This window comes from Facklamia sp. 7083-14-GEN3, assembly GCF_024742075.1.
Taxonomy (GTDB): Bacteria; Bacillota; Bacilli; order Lactobacillales; family Aerococcaceae; genus Facklamia.
This window is the reverse complement of the sequence record NZ_JANSGD010000001.1, coordinates 709067-727018: the sequence shown is the minus strand read 5'-3', so window position 1 is coordinate 727018 and position 17952 is coordinate 709067. Positions and strand designations below refer to the sequence as shown.

Below are 17952 nucleotides of genomic sequence, written 5' to 3'. Positions count from 1 at the left end.
ATCCTAACTAATGTTAGGATGCTTTTATTATAAGGAGTATTAGACTAGGTTTTGAGGTTGGTCTTTAAGGTATTGATAGATATTTTCAAAAGCTATTTGAGCGCGAATATCCATAGCCTCATGAGTGAAGTAACCGATATGAGGAGAAAGTAAAGTGTTAGGTGCTGACAGAAGCGGATGATCTTCACGTAAAGGCGCTTCACTATCAAAGACATCAATTCCTGCCCCAGCAATTTCTCCTTCAGCTAAAGCTTCAGCTAAGGCTTTGGCGTCAACAATAGGACCGCGGGCACAATTAATTAAGATGGCTGATTCTTTCATTGCTTTTAACTGATTTTCACCGAAAAATTGTTGTGTTTCTCGATTAAGTGGTAGGTGAATGGTAATAATATCACTCTGAGCTAAGAGTTCTTCTAATGAAGAGTAATCCATCCCCATATCAATCAATTCTTGGTCACGACTGCGGTTGAAGCCCATTAAATTAGCTCCAAAAGCTTTAAATAATTTAGCGGTTTCTTTACCAATTTTACCGGTACCGATAATCCCCACTGTTTTACCTTTGATCTCAGAGCCTTGACGAATGCCGGGGAAATCTTCGGTGAGTCGTACTTCTTGGTCGCTTGCCCTTAATTGACGTAACAAGTTGAGGGTCATACCGATGACTAATTCAGCGACTGCTGTATTGGCATAACCTGCTGCATTGGATACTAAAATATCCCGATCTTTAGCCTTGATCAATGGAATATGGTCAACCCCAGTAAAAGCTACGTTGATGTATTTTAATTGGTCTAACTGGTCTAGAACCTCTTCAGGTAAGGGATTATTTGCTAAGGTGATAATATCTGCCCCTTGACATCTTTTAACCATTTCATCTGAATCGGTGGTTTTTTCTGGGTAATATTTAAACTCGTGGCCAGCTTCGACTAAAGGCTTCGCCATTTCTTCAATACGTTCTTGTGGGACTTTTAAATTTTCAAGCACTACAATTTTCATAAAAAACCCTCCTAATAAAATATTATCTCTAATTATACGATACTCTATTCTTGCTTAATTGCAAATAAAACAAAATCAGTATTTACAGTTTACATGAAAAGGTATACAATAGATTCATCAAATTAAGAAAGGAGTTTAAATAAAATGATTAACTTTAATCTTTTAAATTATGATTCAAAGTCCAATAAAACTCCTTTCATAATAAATAGGAAGACTTTCTAGCAAGGCTAGAAGTCTGCAGTCATAACGATTACACCTATTTAAGGAGTCTCTTGAATAGGTTTTTTTTTGTGCCAATTTATTATGAAAGAAAGTAGGAAGAAGGGGAGAAATGTTAGCTGCTTTATATCAATTTATTAAGGAACATAAAATGGCTTATTTTATTGGTGGTCTATTAGCTATTTTATCAGGTCTATTAGCCATTGTTCCTAATTATATCATTCAATTATTTATTGATGCGATTGTCAAAAAATCATTGGATTCTAAGGCCTTAATACTCTATTTAGCTGTCTTCACAGTAGCGGCAGTATCAAATTACTTAGTGGAAGCTTCTTGGTTAGTGATTCTTTTTGGCCGATCGTCACTGTTTACCAAACAAGTTCGTCAAAAACTATTCCGAAGATTGACCTATTTAAAATTACCATTTTATGAAAATTACCGGTCGGGGGATTTAATGACTCGGATGACTTCAGATATTGACCATTTAGGGGAAACATTAGCCTACGGCTTCTTAATTATTATCTCTGATGGATCTTGGCTGATTTCAATTCTTCTCGTCATGTTTATCACTATTTCCTGGAAACTGACATTGATTTCAATTATTCCTTTAATTATTTTTGGAGTGCTTATCCATTTTCTAGGAAAAGAAGCAGATAAACGTTACGAAGCTAGTCGTGATGCTGTTGCAAAATTATCGAACGAAGTCTTAGAAACAGTGGATGGTGTAAGAGTCATTCGTGCATACGGTAAGAAAGACCTAGAGCAAGTGCGTTTTCAGGAAAGAACCAGAGATGTTGTCAAACAAACCAATGTAATGAACTTCTTATTTGGTTTTTTCGGACCTTCTGCTCGTATTTTTTCTGGCCTTTCAACAGGTATCGGTCTGGCCTTAGGAGCGTACTATGTCAATCAAGGACAACTATCAATTGGTCAATTGATTACCTTCCAAATTTATTTAGGAATGTTTAATGAAGTAATTTGGGGAATGTCTGAATTAGTTGCTATCTATCAACAGGGTCAGGTTTCACACCGTAAGATTCAAGAAATAGAAAAAGCCGATGATCTTTTTGGTAAAGAAGGAAATCTATCAATTGATAATATTGAACAAATTGACTTCAAAGACTTTCAATTTGCCTATCCTGATGATCAAGAGTCGGTTATTCAAGCCATTGATTTTTCTCTAAAAGCCGGACAAACACTAGGAATTGTTGGAAAAACTGGTTCAGGCAAGTCGACCTTAGTTCGTCAACTCTTACGTCAGTACCCAGTCGCTGATCCTGAATCCTTAAAAATTAATGGTCATTCAATCGTTGAATACCATTCTGATCAACTAGCTAGTCTAATCGGCTATGTTCCTCAAGATCATGTGCTTTTCTCTCGCTCTGTTAAAGACAATATCCTTTTTGGAAAAAATGATGCAACAGAAACGGAACTGAATGAAGCGATTGAAGCAGCTGATTTTACTAAAGATATAGACCATATGAGTAATGGGCTAGAAACATTAATCGGTGAAAAAGGGGTAGCCATCTCAGGTGGACAAAAGCAAAGGGTTGCGATTGCCCGAGCCTTAATTCGTAAACCAGAGCTTTTAATTATGGATGATTCGCTATCTGCAGTGGATGCGAAGACCGAAACAGCTATTATTAAAAATATTCAAGCCGCGCGTCAAGGAAAAACGAATATTATCATAACCCATCGACTTTCAGCTGTTTCTCATGCAGACTTAGTGCTAGTTTTAGAAGACGGGCGAATCATTGAAAGAGGAAAACCAGAAGAACTCTTAGAAAGTAAGGGTTGGTATCACCAACAATATCTGAATCAATTAAAGGAGGAGGGCGAAAATGGAAACCTTTAAGCGTCTACTGTCCTATCTGAAATATGCTAAATGGAAATTTTTACTAGGAGTTTTGTTTCTGATTGCTTCGGTTGGTCTTTCTGTTTATGCTCCCTTATTGGCTAAAGATTTAATCGATTATGCAGCCAATCAAGTCACTAGTAATCAAATCATTGAACAGTCCAAAGTGATTAGCTTCTTTATCCGTTATGTCTTAATTTTACTTTCATCCGCTGTCCTTTCTTACTCGGCTTATATATTAATGTCCTTTGTGGCCAATCAGTTGAGTAAGAAGGTCAGAGACCAAGCTCATCAACATATGCAAACTTTACCGGTTTCTTATTTTGATGATAAGCCAGCTGGTAAAATTGCAGCTCGCATTGTTAATGATACGGAAGTTTTACGTCAGTCTTTCTATCAAAACTTTTGTAATCGTATGTTGATCAACTTAATGACGGTCATTGGTATTTATGCCGCTTTACTCTATGTCAATTTAAAAATTGGTTTAGCTTTTCTCTTATTTATTCCTATTTTTATCGTTTGGCAAATCATTTATATGCGTAAAATTACGCCAGTTAATACTAAATGGCGTGAGAGTATCTCTGAATTAAATAGTAAGACGGCTGAGATTATTCAAGGGGTAACAATTGTTCAAGCTTTTGGACAAGAAGAAATGTTAAGTGAGGAGTTTGAAGCTACCAATGAGGAATGGTATCAATCAAGATTACAATCCCAAAAAATCGATTCAAGACTCTCTTGGTCACTGGCTGACTTATTGAAAAATATTGGGATTTTACTTGTGGTCACTTACCTTGGGACGCAATACCTGGATGGTGTTTTAGGAATTTCTGTTGGTAAGTTATATGTTTTAATTAATTATGTATCTCGCCTATTTGATCCGATTACTCAAATTGTGCGTTTAATGACTATGTTACAACAATCTTTAGTTTCAGCCTCTAGGGTCTTTTCCTTGATGGATCATCCAAGTGAGAAAGACCAAGAAGCTGAATTTGAAATGGGTGAAGGCCGTGTTAGTTTTCAAAATGTTAGCTTTGCTTATAAGGGTGATCAAAAAGTCTTAAAGGATATTAATTTTGAGGTTCAACCGGGCCAGACCATTGGTTTGGTAGGCCATACCGGTTCAGGAAAATCTTCCATTATTAATTTAATTTTCCGCTTTTATGACCCTCAAGAGGGCAAAATATTAATTGATGGCCAAGATATTCAAAACTTCTCGCGCGAGAGTGTCCGAGCTGATATGGGAATTGTCCTGCAAGAGCCTTATTTATTTTCAGGAACCATTGCTAGTAATATCTCTATGAATGATCCTAAAATAAGTCAAGAAAAAATCATGCAATCCATCGAACAAGTTGGAGCAAAAGAGATGATTGCTAAATTAGACAGAGGAATCGATGAAGTGGTGGTTGAAAAAGGTCAATCCCTTTCTTCAGGCGAACGGCAGTTGATTTCCTTCGCCCGGACTCTGGCTTCTGATCCAAAGATTTTAATCTTGGATGAAGCGACTTCGCATATTGATACCGAGACTGAAAATATCATTCAAGCAGCTATGAAAGTATTACAAAAGGGCCGGACGACCTTCATTATCGCCCACCGCCTGTCGACTATCCAGCATGCTGACCAAATTATTTTAATGGATAATGGTGAAATTAAAGAACAGGGTAACCATCATGAATTAATGGCCTTAAATGGACAATATGCTGAAATGTATCGGATGCAGGCTAAAGTGTCCTAATATTTAAGTTCCTAAAAAAAAAAAACACCGGGTCTTGTACCCGGTGTTTTATTAATAATTTAAATATAAATTAGTGTTTCTTTTATTTATCGTAGATAAAATGATTGGTTTGATTAAAAGCATTCAAACGAAATTGTCCATCACGATATTCCACAATAGATAAAGAACAATTAGCTAAGGGTTGGTTGCCCTCAAAATCAGCTACCAAGCCGTGGATCAGATTACTTATGGCCATGCCATGACTCATAATTAATATTTTTTGATTCGTCCCAGCATGTTTATTTAATAGAACTAAAAGTCCCGACTCGATACGATCCCAAAATTCAAGATAATTTTCAGCCAAATGTTCTGGGTCTAAGTGCTTTACTAATTTTAAAAGCTTAGGCATTTCAATTGGTTTATCCATTTTTTTAACATCGATACCAGCGGCCAATAGATGTTCATCTACTGCACCAAAGAGATTTGAAGCGGGTTGACCTTCAAATGACCCAAAAAAAACTTCTCTTAATTCTTTCATCAATTGGACTTCGTAGTGGTCTTTATGATGGTTTTCATCCAGAACATAGCGGAGAGTTTCTTGCGTTCTGTGTAGATCACTGGAATAAACCGCATCAAAATGGATATCTGCAATGCCACGACCAGAAGCTCTTGCTTGCTCAATTCCCTTAGCAGTTAGGGGGGCATCGGACCAACCTTGCATTTGACCGTTGTGGTTAAATATCGTTTCACCGTGCCGCATAAAGTAAAAAGTAACACCGTTAGACATAAATTCCCTCCGTTCTTTATTCTCTTTAATTATACCCTTATTGCCAATTATTGTCTAAGCTATCCCATTGATTTTGTCGATTTAGCTTAGACATTCAAGTGCATTTAGTCGATGATTATGGTAATCTATAGAAGTTATAAGAAGGGAGAGTATCGTTAATGGCTTTTTTAAATACCAAGTCTAAAGACCAAGTTAAAAGAGTGGTGGACCTAGTTAAAAAGCGACTTGAAGGTCTTGCGTTTGGCTCATATGCAGCAGAAGTATCCTATTATATTCTTTTAGCGGTTATTCCCATACTATTAGCCTTTTCTAATTTGATTGTGCTCTTGCCTTACTCTTATGAAGAAGTCATTGGGTTTTTGAGAACTTCCTTGCCCGGACAAGTAGCTAAGTCCTTGATTCCAATGATTCAACAATACTATCAAACAGCCTCTACTAGCTGGGTTCCAATCGGTTTAGCCCTAGCTTTATGGCCAGCTTCCAACGTTTTTAATGCCTTGCAAAGAATACTCAATCATATTTATAGTGTAGAGAGTAAAAGACACTTTTTAATTCAACGTTTATTTGCTTATCTTTTTACCTTAGTTAGTGTCTTAGTTATATTGGTGTCGACATTTGTTTTTACTTTTGGTGAGTATTTACTGACCTGGATTGATCAGTACCTAAGAAGCGATTTGAGCTTTCTGTTTACTTGGTTGAGAGGGGGAAGTTGGGGATCCATTTTCGTCCTCTTTGCTTTCTTAGTGATTGTTTATTCGTATTTACCACATCATCATTTAAAATATAACAAGGCTATTCCGGGTGCGCTTTTCTCTGTAATAGCTTTCACACTGTTGGGTAAACTGTTTGGGACCATTGTTCAGTTTAACCAGTCGCTCAATAGCAATACTGCTTTGGGTGCTATTTTAGTCATCATGTTTTGGATTTATTTGAATTGTCTCATTTTCTTTATTGGAGCTTTTGTAAATGTTCTAACTTTAGATTTAAAGTCAGATAAAATAGGGACTTTAATGAAATAATTTCATTCAGTAAATTCATCGAATATGTCTTATCCTTAAGGAGGAAGAAATATTAATGCAAATAAATAGAAGAATTGCTAGCTATCAGGAAAACAGAATCGATTATGGTATTATTTTAACTGTCCTATTATTATGCTTAATGGGCTTAGCAATAGTATATGCCACTACTGCAATGATTTCTAATCAAGGAATAGGGCCAACTTTACAACAAGCCTTATGGTATGCCTTAGGATCTTTAGTGGTTATCATTGTTATGCAGTTTGACAGTGAACAGTATTGGAAGTTATCCATCTATCTTTATGGAATTGGACTCTTTCTATTAGTGCTTGTTCTCTTTTTCCATGACCGACAAACGGCAATGATGACTGGAGCCAAGTCTTGGTTCAAATTAGGACCTTTGTCTTTTCAACCTTCAGAGTTGATGAAACCTGCCTTGATTATTTATCTGTCGCGCTTGGTAACAGAACACAATAGTCAAAATACTAATCGGACGATCAAAAGTGATTTTATCTTAATTGGTAAACTGTTATTGACTTCAGCCCCTGTCTTACTATTAGTTCAAATGCAAAATGATTTGGGAACCAACTTAGTGATGTTGTCGATTATTGCTGGCTTGATTCTTTTATCAGGTGTATCTTGGAAAATTCTATTTCCAGTTTTTTCAGTTGGTTTACTTGTTGGAGGGGGACTAATCTTATTAGCAGTCTTCTTCCCAGATATTTTACTCAAAATTGGTTTCCAACCATACCAGTTAGGGCGGATAACCACTTGGTTAGAACCTTTCTCAGATACTAGGGGTGAATCATATCAGCTCGTTCAATCAATTTTAGCCATTGGCTCCGGACAACTTTATGGTAAAGGATTTGGCATTTCTGAAGTGCCTGTTCCGGTTCGGGAATCAGACTTTATTTTCACTACCATAGGTGAAAATTTTGGCTTTTTCGGTGCGGCGGTTATTCTGGTAATCTATTTTGTTTTGATTTATCAAATGGTTCAAACTTGTTTTGAGACTCAAAATGAGTACTATACCTATATTTCTGCAGGAGTCATTACTATGATTCTTTTCCACGTTTTAGAGAATGTTGGCATGACTATTGGTTTACTTCCAATAACGGGAGTACCATTACCATTTATCTCCCAGGGGGGATCAGCAATACTATCTAATATGGTCGGGGTAGGTCTAATACTTTCCATGCGTTATCATCATCGATCCTACATGTTCTCAGCAGATGAGCCATATATGTACGGTGATCGCAGTCAATTCTAAAAATAAAAACGAATCCTTAAAAGGATTCGTTTTTTGTTTAATATATAAAGATTTATTTTTTGTTTTTGGCACGTTCCACTAGATCCTTAAAGATAGCTCGACTGCTCTCTTGATGTTTGTGAGTAAGTTCAGGGTGCCATTGAACAGCTAAGATGTCGACATTTGGATCAGTGGACTCAAAGGCTTCAACTAATTGATCACCAGACCATGCAATAGCCTTTAAGTCTTTACCTAATTCTTTAATGGCTTGATGGTGAAGACTATTGACGTAATCCCCTGTTCCCATCCATTTACTTAATCGTGAATCGGCAGCAATTTTTACCCGGTGAGTGACGCGGTCTAATTCTGATTTTTGAACGTGTTGAATGGCCCAATCTGGATACAAACTGAGGTCTTGATAGAGGTTACCGCCTTGATAAACATTAATTAATTGCATGCCACGACAAATACCTAGAATCGGTTTTCCCGCTTGCATAAAATGCTTAATTAATTTTAATTCATGATGATCACGATCTAGATTTAAAGAACCTAATTTTAAATGAGGTTCCTCTTGATAAAAACGCGGATCTACATCTTGTCCACCAGTTAATAGTAGACCATCTACGCGGTCAATAATAGCTTCTATAGGATAGTGATTGTTAATAGGAAGAACAAGTGGGATTCCTCCAGCTTCAATTACAGCTTCCACAAAAAAATGGGGTGTGTATGTGGCATTGAAAGCCGCATAATTTGGATCATTTTGAATCGGTGTAATACTACCGGTAATTGCGATAATTGGTTGCATAATAAATTCCTTTCTGAGACTATAATAATAACTTTATTATACAAGAAACTGTCGGCAAGTTTAAAGACTTTAAAGGATACAAAGCATAATTTATTTGGTACACTTATTTGAGAGGGAAAGGAGGGGTATTATGGACTTTCAAAAAGCAAAACAAGCCTTGGCCCAAGGGGAGATTGAGAATGTTTACTGTCTCCAAGGTAGTGAAGTTTATCTTCAGCAAAGTTTTCGACAAGCTTTGGCCCAAAAAATTGAAACGTTGGCCGGTGAATTAGATCTTTCTAGCTTTGATGCTAGCGAAGTATCCATTGATACCATTTTAGACGAGGCGGAAACTTATTCTTTTTTTGTCGACCAACGTTTAATCATAGTCGATCAAGTGGATTTTTTAATTAGTCAACCTCAACAGAAAATGACGGATGGTCAGACAAAACGCTTGATAGATTATTTGAAGGATCCCAACCCTTCGACCTGTATTCTTTTTATCGTTCCCCATGATCAAGTGGATAAAAGGCGAAAGCTAACCAAAACTTTTCTTAAAGAGACAAACTATATTAATATTTCACCACTTGAAGAATCTGACGTTCAAGCCTTTGTTCAAAATTATATTCAAAGTGCTTCCTTTGAGATGACAACAGAAGCTCAAAAGGCCTTGTTAAAACGTGTAGATTATCAATTAAGTCAAGCAGTAGCCGAATTAGAGAAGCTGAAACAATTTGCTCAAAGTGGTCAAAAAGTGACTTTGGAGGTTGTAAATTCTTTGGTCACTCGCAGTCTAGCATCGGATGTCTTTGAATTAACTAATGCCATCCTTGCTCGTAAGATTGATCGCTCGATTCAAATCTATCAAGATTTAATTTTAATGAAGCACGAGCCCATCCAATTACATGCCTTAATTGTTTCTCAATTCCGATTGTTTATACAAGTCAAATTGCTTCAACAGCAAGGAATGCAGCAAGAAGAGATGGCTCAAATATTATCTGTCCATCCTTATCGAGTAAAGTTAGCACTTCAGTCTAGTCGACAAATGCAGATAGAAGAACTCAGTCAGCTTTATTTACAACTTATCCAAGCAGATTATCAAATGAAAACAGGATTGGGAAATAAGGATACTTCTTTCTACCTTATACTTACAAAAATCATGCAACTTTAATTTAAGGAGGTTCCTATGCGAAAAGTACGTTTAGCTATCGTAGGTTTTGATCAAGTGGGTCAGTCACTAATGGAAGCGGTAGAACAACATGAAGATTTAGTTATCCAACATATTTTTAGCCGTCAAAGTAAGCAGGACTTACCAAAATATTTGCAGACCTTGCCTATTCACTCAATGGAACAAATAATTAACTTTAAAGAGTCAATTGATGTTTTGATAGTCTGTAGCGGATCCACTTATGACAATCCCGAAAATCTATCAGAATATGCGGCTGATTTTAATCTGGTAGATGCTTATAATTTTTATGCCAAGCCAGCTCTCTTATTAAAAACGATTGACTCCATCAGTCAAGTCCATCACAAATTAGCCGTCATTGGCGTGGGGTGGAATCCTGGTTTATATACTGTTAACCAATTGTTGGCAGAAGCTGTTATGCCGCAAGCGACAAACTATCATTTTGTTGAAAATGAATGGAGTCAAAAAATGAGTGAAACAATTTTTAGTTTGGAAGGAGTGGCGGAAGCCAATGTTTATTTAAAAGCCTCTCCTCAAAGCCTTCAATCTGTCTTGGATGGAGAACAACCTGATTTAGGTTTTTCTGATTATCAAGAAAGAGTGGCTTACCTAGTCTTAGAAGAAGGAGTTGATCCTGACAGGATTGAGGATCAATTACAGGCACTACCTAATTTTCTTTCCCAAGCTGAAATGCGACTGCATTTTACAACTAGCGATCAATTGGCCAAACTTTCAAAAGAAGTTCAAGCCGGACGCTTAATTCGAACAGCAATCGCCAACGAAGAGGTTACTATTTATGATTTAACCTTAAGTTTTAACCAGCCAAGACTTAATCAAGCCAATCTACTGCTAGCTTATGCTAGAGCGGTTTACCGTCTAGCTAGTGAAGGAAGAGCAGGAGCTTTGACGCAATTAGATGTTCCAGTATCTTATTTAAGTAAATACACTCGACAAGAATTACTGGATAAGTATTTATAAAGTGAGATTATAAAAAAGCATCCCTATTTATCTCTCATCCGTATATGGTCTAGCACAAAAGCCAGAGCTTTATTGTGATGACTATAAGGAAATAAAAATTAATAAGGATGCTTGGTTTGATTATTAGACAAAATAAAAAAGCTCCCAATGGAAGCTCAATTATTATTTAGCAGATGCAATTAATTTAGCTAAACGTGATTTATCACGCGCTGCTTTGTTGTGGTGAATTAAGCCTTTAGATGCGGCAGAATCAATTGATTTCACTGCTGCTTGATATAATGCTTGAACATCACCTTCGCCAGTTTCAACTGCTACGCGAACTTTTTTCATTGCAGTTCTTAAAGCAGAAACTTGAGTGCGTTTACGGCTAGAAACTTTTTCAGTTTGACGTGTACGTTTTTTTGCTGATGCTGTGTTGGCCATGAATGGTCACCTCTTTTCAATAAATCTAGTCTAAGTCTGAAAACTTAGTCAACATGAAACATTATACAGAAGACAAAGTCAACTTGCAATAAAAAATTTAAGTCAGCTTACTTATCAAGCATTGAACTTGTGAGACAAGCTTAATTTGTGTAACTTATTAAGAACACACGTACAAATGGAGGCGAGTTTTTGAAGAGTAATAAATTTAGGGTGGTATCTCCTTATGAACCAGCTGGTGATCAACCCCAAGCAATTAAAGAGTTAGCGGCTGGTTTAAGAGAAGGAAAAAAAGAACAGATTTTACTGGGGGCTACCGGTACGGGAAAAACCTATACGGTCGCTAAAGTTATTGAAGAAGTCAACAAGCCAACTCTAGTCCTAGCCCATAATAAAACCTTGGCCGGTCAATTATATTCCGAATTATTAGAATTTTTTCCTGATAATGCTGTCGAATATTTTGTATCCTACTATGATTACTATCAACCAGAAGCCTATGTACCATCTTCTGATACCTATATCGAAAAAGAATCCAGTGTCAATGACGAAATTGATAAGTTGCGTCATTCGGCTTCTTCTTCGTTATTAGAAAGAGACGATGTAATTGTAGTCGCATCAGTGTCGTGTATTTATGGATTGGTTGACCCGGACATGTATCGTGAGCATGTGCTTTCTTTACGCCAAGGTCAAGAAATTGGCCGTGACCAAGTGATGGCTCGCTTAGTCGACATGCAGTTTGTCCGCAATGACATTGATTTTCAACGTGGAACTTTTAGAGCACGTGGGGACGTCTTAGAAATCTTTTTAGCTTCAAGAGATAAAGAAGTCATTCGGGTTGAATTTTTTGGAGATGAGATTGATCGTATCCGTGAAGTGGATGTATTAACGGGTGAAATAAAAAATGATGTTGAACACTATCCCATTTATCCGGCTACCCACTTCGTAGCCAATCAGGATCAAACGCAAAGAGCAGTTGAAAGCATTCGAAAAGAATTAGAGGAGAGACTGGAAGTCTTACGCTCTGAAAACAAATTGTTAGAAGCTCAACGACTAGAACAACGTACCAACTATGATATCGAAATGTTATTGGAAATGGGCTACTGTTCAGGTATTGAGAATTATTCACGCCATATGGATGGTCGTGCGCCAGGGGAGCCACCATATACTCTATTAGATTTCTTCCCAGATGATTTTCTAATCGTAGCGGACGAGTCCCATATTACCATGCCACAAATTCGTGGAATGTATAACGGTGACCGAGCGCGTAAAGAACAATTAGTTGAATACGGCTTTCGTTTGCCTTCAGCAGTTGATAATCGTCCTCTTAAACTCAATGAGTTCGAAGATCATATTAATCAAATTATTTATATCTCAGCCACACCGGGTCCTTATGAATTAGAACATACTAATAATGAATATGTGGAACAAATCATTCGTCCAACTGGCTTATTAGATCCAGTTATTGAAGTACGACCGATTAAGGGACAAATTGATGATTTAGTTTCCGAAATTAGTTTAAGGGTGAAAAGAAATGAACGTGTCTTTGTGACCACTTTAACCAAAAAAATGTCTGAAGATCTAACAGATTATCTCAGAGAATTAGATATTAAAGTTAAATACCTGCATTCAGATATTGTAACCTTGGAACGAACGGAAATTATCCGTGACCTCCGATTAGGTATTTTTGATGTCCTAATCGGTATTAACTTGTTAAGAGAGGGCTTAGATGTTCCTGAAGTTTCTCTAGTGACCATTTTAGATGCTGACAAGGAAGGGTTCCTAAGATCAGAACGTGCCTTGGTTCAGACCATTGGTCGAGCCGCTCGTAATCAAAACGGTCGCGTAATCATGTATGCAGACCGAATCACTAACTCCATGCAGAGAGCGATTGATGAGACGGAAAGGCGACGTCAAATTCAAACAGCTTATAACGAAGAACATGGCATTACACCGACGACTATTAAAAAAGATATTCGCGATTTAATTCGTATCACTCATGATGTGGAAGCGGAAGATCGTCAAGAAAATGTTTTGTTAGACTTCAAACAACTCTCACGGATGCAAAGAGAAGAAGAATTGGAGCGTTTGACGATGTTGATGAAATCTTATGCTAAAGAAATGAATTTCGAAAAAGCAGCTGAAACCCGTGACTTAATTATGGAGTTGAAAGCGCACTTCAAGATGAAATAAGCTATAAAATTCTAACATTGTAATTTTTAATGTATTCCCTTACAATATAGAGGAATTCAAAAACAGAGTAGGTTATCTACGTAAAGTGCTTCTAGATGGGATGTCGCTAGAAGACGAAGTGATTCTCACGCGATGGATAATCGCCTCCGCTGTTTTCATCTTGTGGGGGCACTCTTTAGGAGAGTGCTCTTTTTTTTGAGTTAAAAATATTCAAGTGGGAGAGTTGATTATGGACAGTAGTCAAAGAAGACGGCCAATTTTTCGTTTTAACCAACATAAAATTCAGCATGGAGAACCTACAATACTGTGTGGAATTGTCAATGTGACCCCTGATTCATTTTCGGATGGAGGAAAGTGGTTTGGTCTAGAAGCGGCTTATAATCGAGCGATAGAACTTATTAGCCAAGGTTGTCAGATGATTGATATTGGAGGGGAATCTACCCGTCCAGGTTCGACTTATGTGGCCATTGAAGAAGAAATCCAACGTGTCATCCCAGTCATCAAGGCGCTAAGAGCTCAATCTGATGTAATAATCTCAGTCGATACGTGGAAATCTGAGGTCGCCCAAGCAGCACTAGCAGCTGGAGCCGATATTATTAACGATATTACCGGACTTTTAGGGGATCCGCGTATGGCATCAGTCATTGCGCCTACTCAAGCTGGCGTCATTGTAATGGCTAATCCAGTGATTGTGCGTCCAGACCATCCATCCGCTAAGGTTTTTCCTAAATTTGGAGCGGAAGGCGTCTTTACCAAAGAGGAATTGGACGCCTTTGCAAAAATGGACGCTGTTGAATTGATGGATAAGTATTTTGATAAGTCTTTAGAGTATGCGCGTGAAGCGGGCATATCAAAAGACCGGATTGCACTTGACCCAGGTATTGGCTTTGGTCTGACTAAACGTGAGAACTACCAATTAATTCACCAAGCCAATCAGATTCACCAAAAAGGCTTCACTTGTTTCTTAGGGGTTTCTCGTAAACGTTTCATCCAAAATACTCTGCAAGAAGCTGGCTTTAATGTAGATGTTGAAACGGAAGAAGGATTTAGACAAAGAGATGAAGCCTCTGCTGCCCTATCAGCTATCGCTGCTTTTATGGGCATCGAAATGCTTCGCGTTCATGTAGGAAGCTCTCACCGAATTGCTTCATTGATTGGTAACCACCTGCGCTTGTCTGATGGTTTAGCAGATACAAATTTTGCTGCCTATCCACTTAAATAGGAGGAGTTATGTTTAAAATAAAATTAAATAACATGCGTTTTTATTCGCATATTGGCTATTTCCCTGAAGAGAAGAAATTAGGTCAAAACATCGCTGTTGATTTGACGGTGACCATGAAGGCCAGCGTCACACGTGATGATTTAAATGAAACAGTCTCTTATGCGCATTTTTATGATCTAATTGCTGAATATGTTCAAAAAACACGAGTCGACTTGATTGAAACAGTTGCTTTTGACCTTTTGGATTTAATAAAACAATCCAATCCACAACTAATTAGTCAAGTCAAAGTCAACGTTCGCAAATTGCAATTGCCCATCGATGGTATTTTAGATTCCGCTGAAATTGAATTGGAGGGATAGAAGATGGCGACTGTTTATCTGAGTGTCGGATCTAACTTAGGAGACCGCATGGCTAACTTGCGAAAGGGGCAAGAACTTTTAGTGGCTCATCCACAAATTAATTTGATTAAAGCTTCAGCTTTTTATCAGACTTCTCCAGTAGGAGGAGTGGTGCAAGACGACTTTATTAATCAAGCGCTTGCCATTGAAACGGACTTGGACCCTTATGACTTATTGGAATACCTACATGAAATAGAAGCCAAGTTATTAAGAAAGCGATTGGTGGTTTGGGGTCCTAGAACTTTAGATTTGGATATTTTATATTTTGACCATTTAGAAAGTGAAGACCCTAAGTTAACTATACCGCATCCTGAAATAATGAATCGTTTGTTTGTGTTAATTCCTTTAAAAGAAATTATTGATTCTAATTTTTTTGCATATGAGCAAATTCAGCAAGCAATAGAACGGTTAGAAGACTCCCAAGATCAAAGAATAGAAAGAGTGGATGAAAATGAAAGAAATTAATTTAGATCGTATTGAAGAATTAGTTCGTGAGCTTTTAATTGAAATCGGAGAAGACCCCGATCGTGAAGGGTTAATTGAGACACCAAAGCGTGTTGCCAAATCGCTAAAAGAAATCACTGCTTCAACACGCTTAGAGAAGTTTACAGAGGGAAAAATGTTCCCAACCGATGCTAGCCCTAATCAACAAATGGTAGCAGTTAATAATATTCCTTTTTACTCTATGTGTGAACATCATATGTTACCCTTCTTTGGGAATGTTCATGTCGGCTATCTGCCACAAGATGGACAAATTATTGGTCTATCAAAAATACCAAGATTGGTAAATTATGCCGCCAGAAAGTTAAACGTGCAAGAAAATATTACGCGCGAAGTAGCGGATGTTTTGATGGAAATTACCAATGCAAAAGGGGTTGCTGTGGTAGTTGATGCCCGGCATATGTGTGTGGAAATGCGAGGCGTCCAAAAAGTTAATTCAATTACCCGAACCAATTTTTACTTAGGAGCCTTTAATGAAGATGTTCAGTTACGGAATGAATTCCTACAGTCTTTACCTAAGGTGAACGCCTTATGATTGAAAGCCTAACTGATAACTTACCCACTATTCTTTATGGTGAGGGCGATCGTTTGGCAGTCTTGAAAGCCATGTTGAAACAATTGGGCCAACCTGATCAAGCCGTTAAGATTATCCACATTGCGGGAACCAATGGTAAGGGGTCAACTGCCAATATGATTTCACAGTTGTTACTCGCTCATGGATATCGCACAGGGCTATTTACCAGTCCTCATTTATATTCAGAATGTGAAAGTATTAAAGTGAATGACAAAATGATTAGCCAGTCAGAATTTAATCGCATCATGGCGGAAGTCCATCAAGCGGCGATTATTTTAGGCCTAGACCCGCAAAAGGATTTGTCACAATTTGAGACTACCTTTTTGATTGCGATGGTTTATTATGCCCACTTGGCTTGTGATTATTTGGTTTTAGAATGTGGTGTAGGTGGTGGCCTTGATGCGACCAACGCAATTAGCCACTCAGAATATGCCATCTTTACTAAAATCGGTATGGATCATTTAAATTTATTGGGTGATTCATTACAAGCGATTGTAGAGACCAAGGCCGGGATTGTTCATCCTAATCAGCAGGTCATTGTAGCACCTAATCAAAAAGTAGGGGTGGTCGACCGTCTTAAACAAATAAGCTTGGAGCAAAAAAGCACTTTTTATGACAGCTCTGATCAGAAAATCGTATACAAGCGTCCACATTATTACCAAGTGGAATTAAATCACAAAAGTTTTGAACTTTATTTACCGCTATTAGGGACTTTTCAAAATGAAAATTTAAAGACCGTCTTTACATGGTACCAAGTATGGTTAGAACACGAAAATCCTTTCCCCTTACAGACTGATATTGCAAAGGTATTTAAAGACTTAAGAATGATTGGACGTTTTGAAAAAGTACAAAGCAATCCCGACATTATCTTAGATGCTGCCCATAATTTAGATGCGATTCAAGAATTGGTCTCTAGCATACAGTCATTATATGCTGACCAAAAGCTAAGCATTTTGTGTGGCTTTCTCAAAGATAAAGACGTTCCAAGTATTCTAGCTGAATTATTAAAGCTAACGGCTGATTTTTATGTGACTCAGCCCGATTTCCCGGATCGAGCGATGGGCACAGAAGAGCTAGCAAAACTTTTTAAAGAAAAAGGAAGCTCTGTGATTTCATATCCGGATAGTCGTGCAGGCCTAAAACAATTGATGGAAGACCAAGCCCGTCCTATTATTGTTGTAGGGTCCTTCCATCTGATAAAAAAAGTGAGGGATTTGTTTGCAACAAATTAACGCAGCAGAAATTTTGAATCGTGCAGAGGAATTGATCAAAGTCTCACCCTTCTTTAATCAGCAGAAGTTTTTGAGGATTCAAGAAATAATAAACCAATATCCCGAAAGTAATCTCTTGGACCGCAAAAGTTCACTACACTTATCAGCTTCTGCTTTGGTTTTTCAAGACCAGTCTTTAGTTTTTATTCGTCATCCTTACTTGCATAAAACTTTATTACCCGCAGGGCATGTAGAAATAGGGGAGACCACGCAAACAACAGCCTTGCGTGAACTCTATGAAGAAACGGGTTTAAAATTTGATTCCCTTACTCGATCCGAATTGGTAGACCTTAATTTATTTGCCATTCCTGCTAATTCACAAAAAGCGGAAGGGTCTCATTATCACATAGATTTTAGATACTACTTCCAAGGGTTCACAAAAAAGAGCGCTCAATCAGAATTAGCTGTTCACTTATTAGAAGAAGATCAAGCCCCAGCCGAATTTAAACCTTATTTTCAATTAATTAAGAAAAAATCTTGATTACCAGACGGCTTTAAACTATAATTAGTTATTGTTCTGTATGAAAATTCAGAACAAAGCCCTCGCTCGGTTTAGCGCATCACCAACGCTTTACTTAGCGTGAGGAAATAATAGAGA

General features: G+C 37.6%; 17 protein-coding genes and 1 riboswitch. Of the genes, 13 read left to right on the top strand and 4 right to left on the bottom strand.

Annotation, left to right across the window (positions count from 1 at the left end; translation table 11 throughout):
* Positions 1 to 39 precede the first annotated feature (39 nt).
* Positions 40 to 993 (bottom strand): NAD(P)-dependent oxidoreductase, encoded by a 954-nt coding sequence (locus NW240_RS03390; RefSeq protein WP_258436048.1) that lies wholly within the window; start codon positions 991 to 993, stop codon positions 40 to 42.
* Positions 994 to 1324: 331 nt separating this feature from the next.
* On the opposite strand from NW240_RS03390, the gene NW240_RS03385 reads away from it, so the two are divergent.
* Positions 1325 to 3067: an ABC transporter ATP-binding protein gene (locus tag NW240_RS03385; RefSeq protein ID WP_258436047.1), complete on the top strand. Its 1743-nt coding sequence runs from the start codon at positions 1325 to 1327 to the stop codon at positions 3065 to 3067.
* Complete coding sequence (locus NW240_RS03380; protein WP_258436046.1) at positions 3054 to 4799, top strand: ABC transporter ATP-binding protein; 1746 nt, start codon at positions 3054 to 3056, stop codon at positions 4797 to 4799. The genes NW240_RS03385 and NW240_RS03380 overlap by 14 nt, the downstream gene beginning before the upstream one ends.
* Before the next feature lie 82 nt (positions 4800 to 4881).
* Here NW240_RS03380 and NW240_RS03375 read toward each other — a convergent pair whose 3' ends face one another.
* Positions 4882 to 5565: a histidine phosphatase family protein gene (locus NW240_RS03375; protein WP_258436045.1), complete on the bottom strand. Its 684-nt coding sequence runs from the start codon at positions 5563 to 5565 to the stop codon at positions 4882 to 4884.
* A gap of 158 nt (positions 5566 to 5723) precedes the next feature.
* Between NW240_RS03375 and NW240_RS03370 the strand changes: the two genes are divergently transcribed.
* Both NW240_RS03370 and NW240_RS03365 read left to right on the top strand, forming a co-directional pair.
* Positions 5724 to 6584, top strand: a complete 861-nt coding sequence (locus NW240_RS03370) for a YihY/virulence factor BrkB family protein (RefSeq protein ID WP_258436044.1) — start codon at positions 5724 to 5726, stop codon at positions 6582 to 6584.
* Positions 6585 to 6639: 55 nt separating this feature from the next.
* The gene (locus NW240_RS03365) at positions 6640 to 7851 is read left to right on the top strand and encodes an FtsW/RodA/SpoVE family cell cycle protein (protein ID WP_258436043.1); all 1212 of its coding nucleotides are present in this window, start codon (positions 6640 to 6642) and stop codon (positions 7849 to 7851) included.
* A gap of 52 nt (positions 7852 to 7903) precedes the next feature.
* Here the strand turns inward: NW240_RS03365 and NW240_RS03360 are convergent, their stop codons facing one another.
* Entirely contained in the window at positions 7904 to 8635 is a 732-nt protein-coding gene (locus tag NW240_RS03360) for a gamma-glutamyl-gamma-aminobutyrate hydrolase family protein (RefSeq protein ID WP_258436042.1), read from the bottom strand.
* Between the two features lie 130 nt (positions 8636 to 8765).
* Between NW240_RS03360 and holA the strand changes: the two genes are divergently transcribed.
* Both holA and NW240_RS03350 read left to right on the top strand, forming a co-directional pair.
* On the top strand, positions 8766 to 9785 hold the full coding sequence (gene holA / locus NW240_RS03355; protein ID WP_258436041.1) for a DNA polymerase III subunit delta: 1020 nt from the start codon (positions 8766 to 8768) through the stop codon (positions 9783 to 9785).
* Positions 9786 to 9800: 15 nt separating this feature from the next.
* Positions 9801 to 10778: a diaminopimelate dehydrogenase gene (locus NW240_RS03350; protein ID WP_258436040.1), complete on the top strand. Its 978-nt coding sequence runs from the start codon at positions 9801 to 9803 to the stop codon at positions 10776 to 10778.
* Positions 10779 to 10940: 162 nt separating this feature from the next.
* Here NW240_RS03350 and rpsT read toward each other — a convergent pair whose 3' ends face one another.
* Positions 10941 to 11201, bottom strand: coding sequence for a 30S ribosomal protein S20 (gene rpsT, locus NW240_RS03345; RefSeq protein ID WP_258436039.1), 261 nt, complete (start codon positions 11199 to 11201; stop codon positions 10941 to 10943).
* Between the two features lie 189 nt (positions 11202 to 11390).
* Between rpsT and uvrB the strand changes: the two genes are divergently transcribed.
* The 7 genes from uvrB (at position 11391) to NW240_RS03310 (ending at position 17835) form a co-directional block, all read left to right on the top strand.
* Positions 11391 to 13388 (top strand): excinuclease ABC subunit UvrB, encoded by a 1998-nt coding sequence (gene uvrB, locus NW240_RS03340; protein WP_258436038.1) that lies wholly within the window; start codon positions 11391 to 11393, stop codon positions 13386 to 13388.
* Positions 13389 to 13449: 61 nt separating this feature from the next.
* A riboswitch (THF riboswitch) is annotated at positions 13450 to 13542 on the top strand.
* A gap of 75 nt (positions 13543 to 13617) precedes the next feature.
* Positions 13618 to 14610: a dihydropteroate synthase gene (gene folP, locus NW240_RS03335; RefSeq protein ID WP_258436037.1), complete on the top strand. Its 993-nt coding sequence runs from the start codon at positions 13618 to 13620 to the stop codon at positions 14608 to 14610.
* An 8-nt stretch (positions 14611 to 14618) separates the two neighbouring features.
* A complete protein-coding gene (gene folB / locus NW240_RS03330) occupies positions 14619 to 14969 on the top strand; it encodes a dihydroneopterin aldolase (protein ID WP_258436036.1) in 351 nt (116 codons plus the stop codon).
* A gap of 3 nt (positions 14970 to 14972) precedes the next feature.
* Positions 14973 to 15473 carry a 2-amino-4-hydroxy-6-hydroxymethyldihydropteridine diphosphokinase gene (gene folK, locus NW240_RS03325; RefSeq protein WP_258436035.1) on the top strand — a complete coding sequence of 167 codons (501 nt, stop codon included), beginning with the start codon at positions 14973 to 14975 and terminating at the stop codon, positions 15471 to 15473.
* Positions 15460 to 16044: a GTP cyclohydrolase I FolE gene (gene folE, locus NW240_RS03320; protein WP_258436034.1), complete on the top strand. Its 585-nt coding sequence runs from the start codon at positions 15460 to 15462 to the stop codon at positions 16042 to 16044. The genes folK and folE overlap by 14 nt, the downstream gene beginning before the upstream one ends.
* Positions 16041 to 17315: a folylpolyglutamate synthase/dihydrofolate synthase family protein gene (locus tag NW240_RS03315; protein WP_258436033.1), complete on the top strand. Its 1275-nt coding sequence runs from the start codon at positions 16041 to 16043 to the stop codon at positions 17313 to 17315. The genes folE and NW240_RS03315 overlap by 4 nt, the downstream gene beginning before the upstream one ends.
* Positions 17302 to 17835: an NUDIX domain-containing protein gene (locus tag NW240_RS03310; RefSeq protein ID WP_258436032.1), complete on the top strand. Its 534-nt coding sequence runs from the start codon at positions 17302 to 17304 to the stop codon at positions 17833 to 17835. The genes NW240_RS03315 and NW240_RS03310 overlap by 14 nt, the downstream gene beginning before the upstream one ends.
* Positions 17836 to 17952: the final 117 nt, after the last annotated feature.

Excerpts from the sequence above, each read along its gene's own strand:
- NW240_RS03390 (WP_258436048.1), bottom strand. The coding sequence starts at position 993 with ATGAAAATTGTAGTGCTTGAAAATTTAAAAGTCCCACAAGAACGTATT.
- NW240_RS03385 (WP_258436047.1), top strand. The coding sequence starts at position 1,325 with ATGTTAGCTGCTTTATATCAATTTATTAAGGAACATAAAATGGCTTAT.
- NW240_RS03380 (WP_258436046.1), top strand. The coding sequence starts at position 3,054 with ATGGAAACCTTTAAGCGTCTACTGTCCTATCTGAAATATGCTAAATGG.
- NW240_RS03375 (WP_258436045.1), bottom strand. The coding sequence starts at position 5,565 with ATGTCTAACGGTGTTACTTTTTACTTTATGCGGCACGGTGAAACGATA.
- NW240_RS03370 (WP_258436044.1), top strand. The coding sequence starts at position 5,724 with ATGGCTTTTTTAAATACCAAGTCTAAAGACCAAGTTAAAAGAGTGGTG.
- NW240_RS03365 (WP_258436043.1), top strand. The coding sequence starts at position 6,640 with ATGCAAATAAATAGAAGAATTGCTAGCTATCAGGAAAACAGAATCGAT.
- NW240_RS03360 (WP_258436042.1), bottom strand. The coding sequence starts at position 8,635 with ATGCAACCAATTATCGCAATTACCGGTAGTATTACACCGATTCAAAAT.
- holA (WP_258436041.1), top strand. The coding sequence starts at position 8,766 with ATGGACTTTCAAAAAGCAAAACAAGCCTTGGCCCAAGGGGAGATTGAG.
- NW240_RS03350 (WP_258436040.1), top strand. The coding sequence starts at position 9,801 with ATGCGAAAAGTACGTTTAGCTATCGTAGGTTTTGATCAAGTGGGTCAG.
- rpsT (WP_258436039.1), bottom strand. The coding sequence starts at position 11,201 with ATGGCCAACACAGCATCAGCAAAAAAACGTACACGTCAAACTGAAAAA.
- folP (WP_258436037.1), top strand. The coding sequence starts at position 13,618 with ATGGACAGTAGTCAAAGAAGACGGCCAATTTTTCGTTTTAACCAACAT.
- folB (WP_258436036.1), top strand. The coding sequence starts at position 14,619 with ATGTTTAAAATAAAATTAAATAACATGCGTTTTTATTCGCATATTGGC.
- folK (WP_258436035.1), top strand. The coding sequence starts at position 14,973 with ATGGCGACTGTTTATCTGAGTGTCGGATCTAACTTAGGAGACCGCATG.
- folE (WP_258436034.1), top strand. The coding sequence starts at position 15,460 with ATGAAAGAAATTAATTTAGATCGTATTGAAGAATTAGTTCGTGAGCTT.
- NW240_RS03315 (WP_258436033.1), top strand. The coding sequence starts at position 16,041 with ATGATTGAAAGCCTAACTGATAACTTACCCACTATTCTTTATGGTGAG.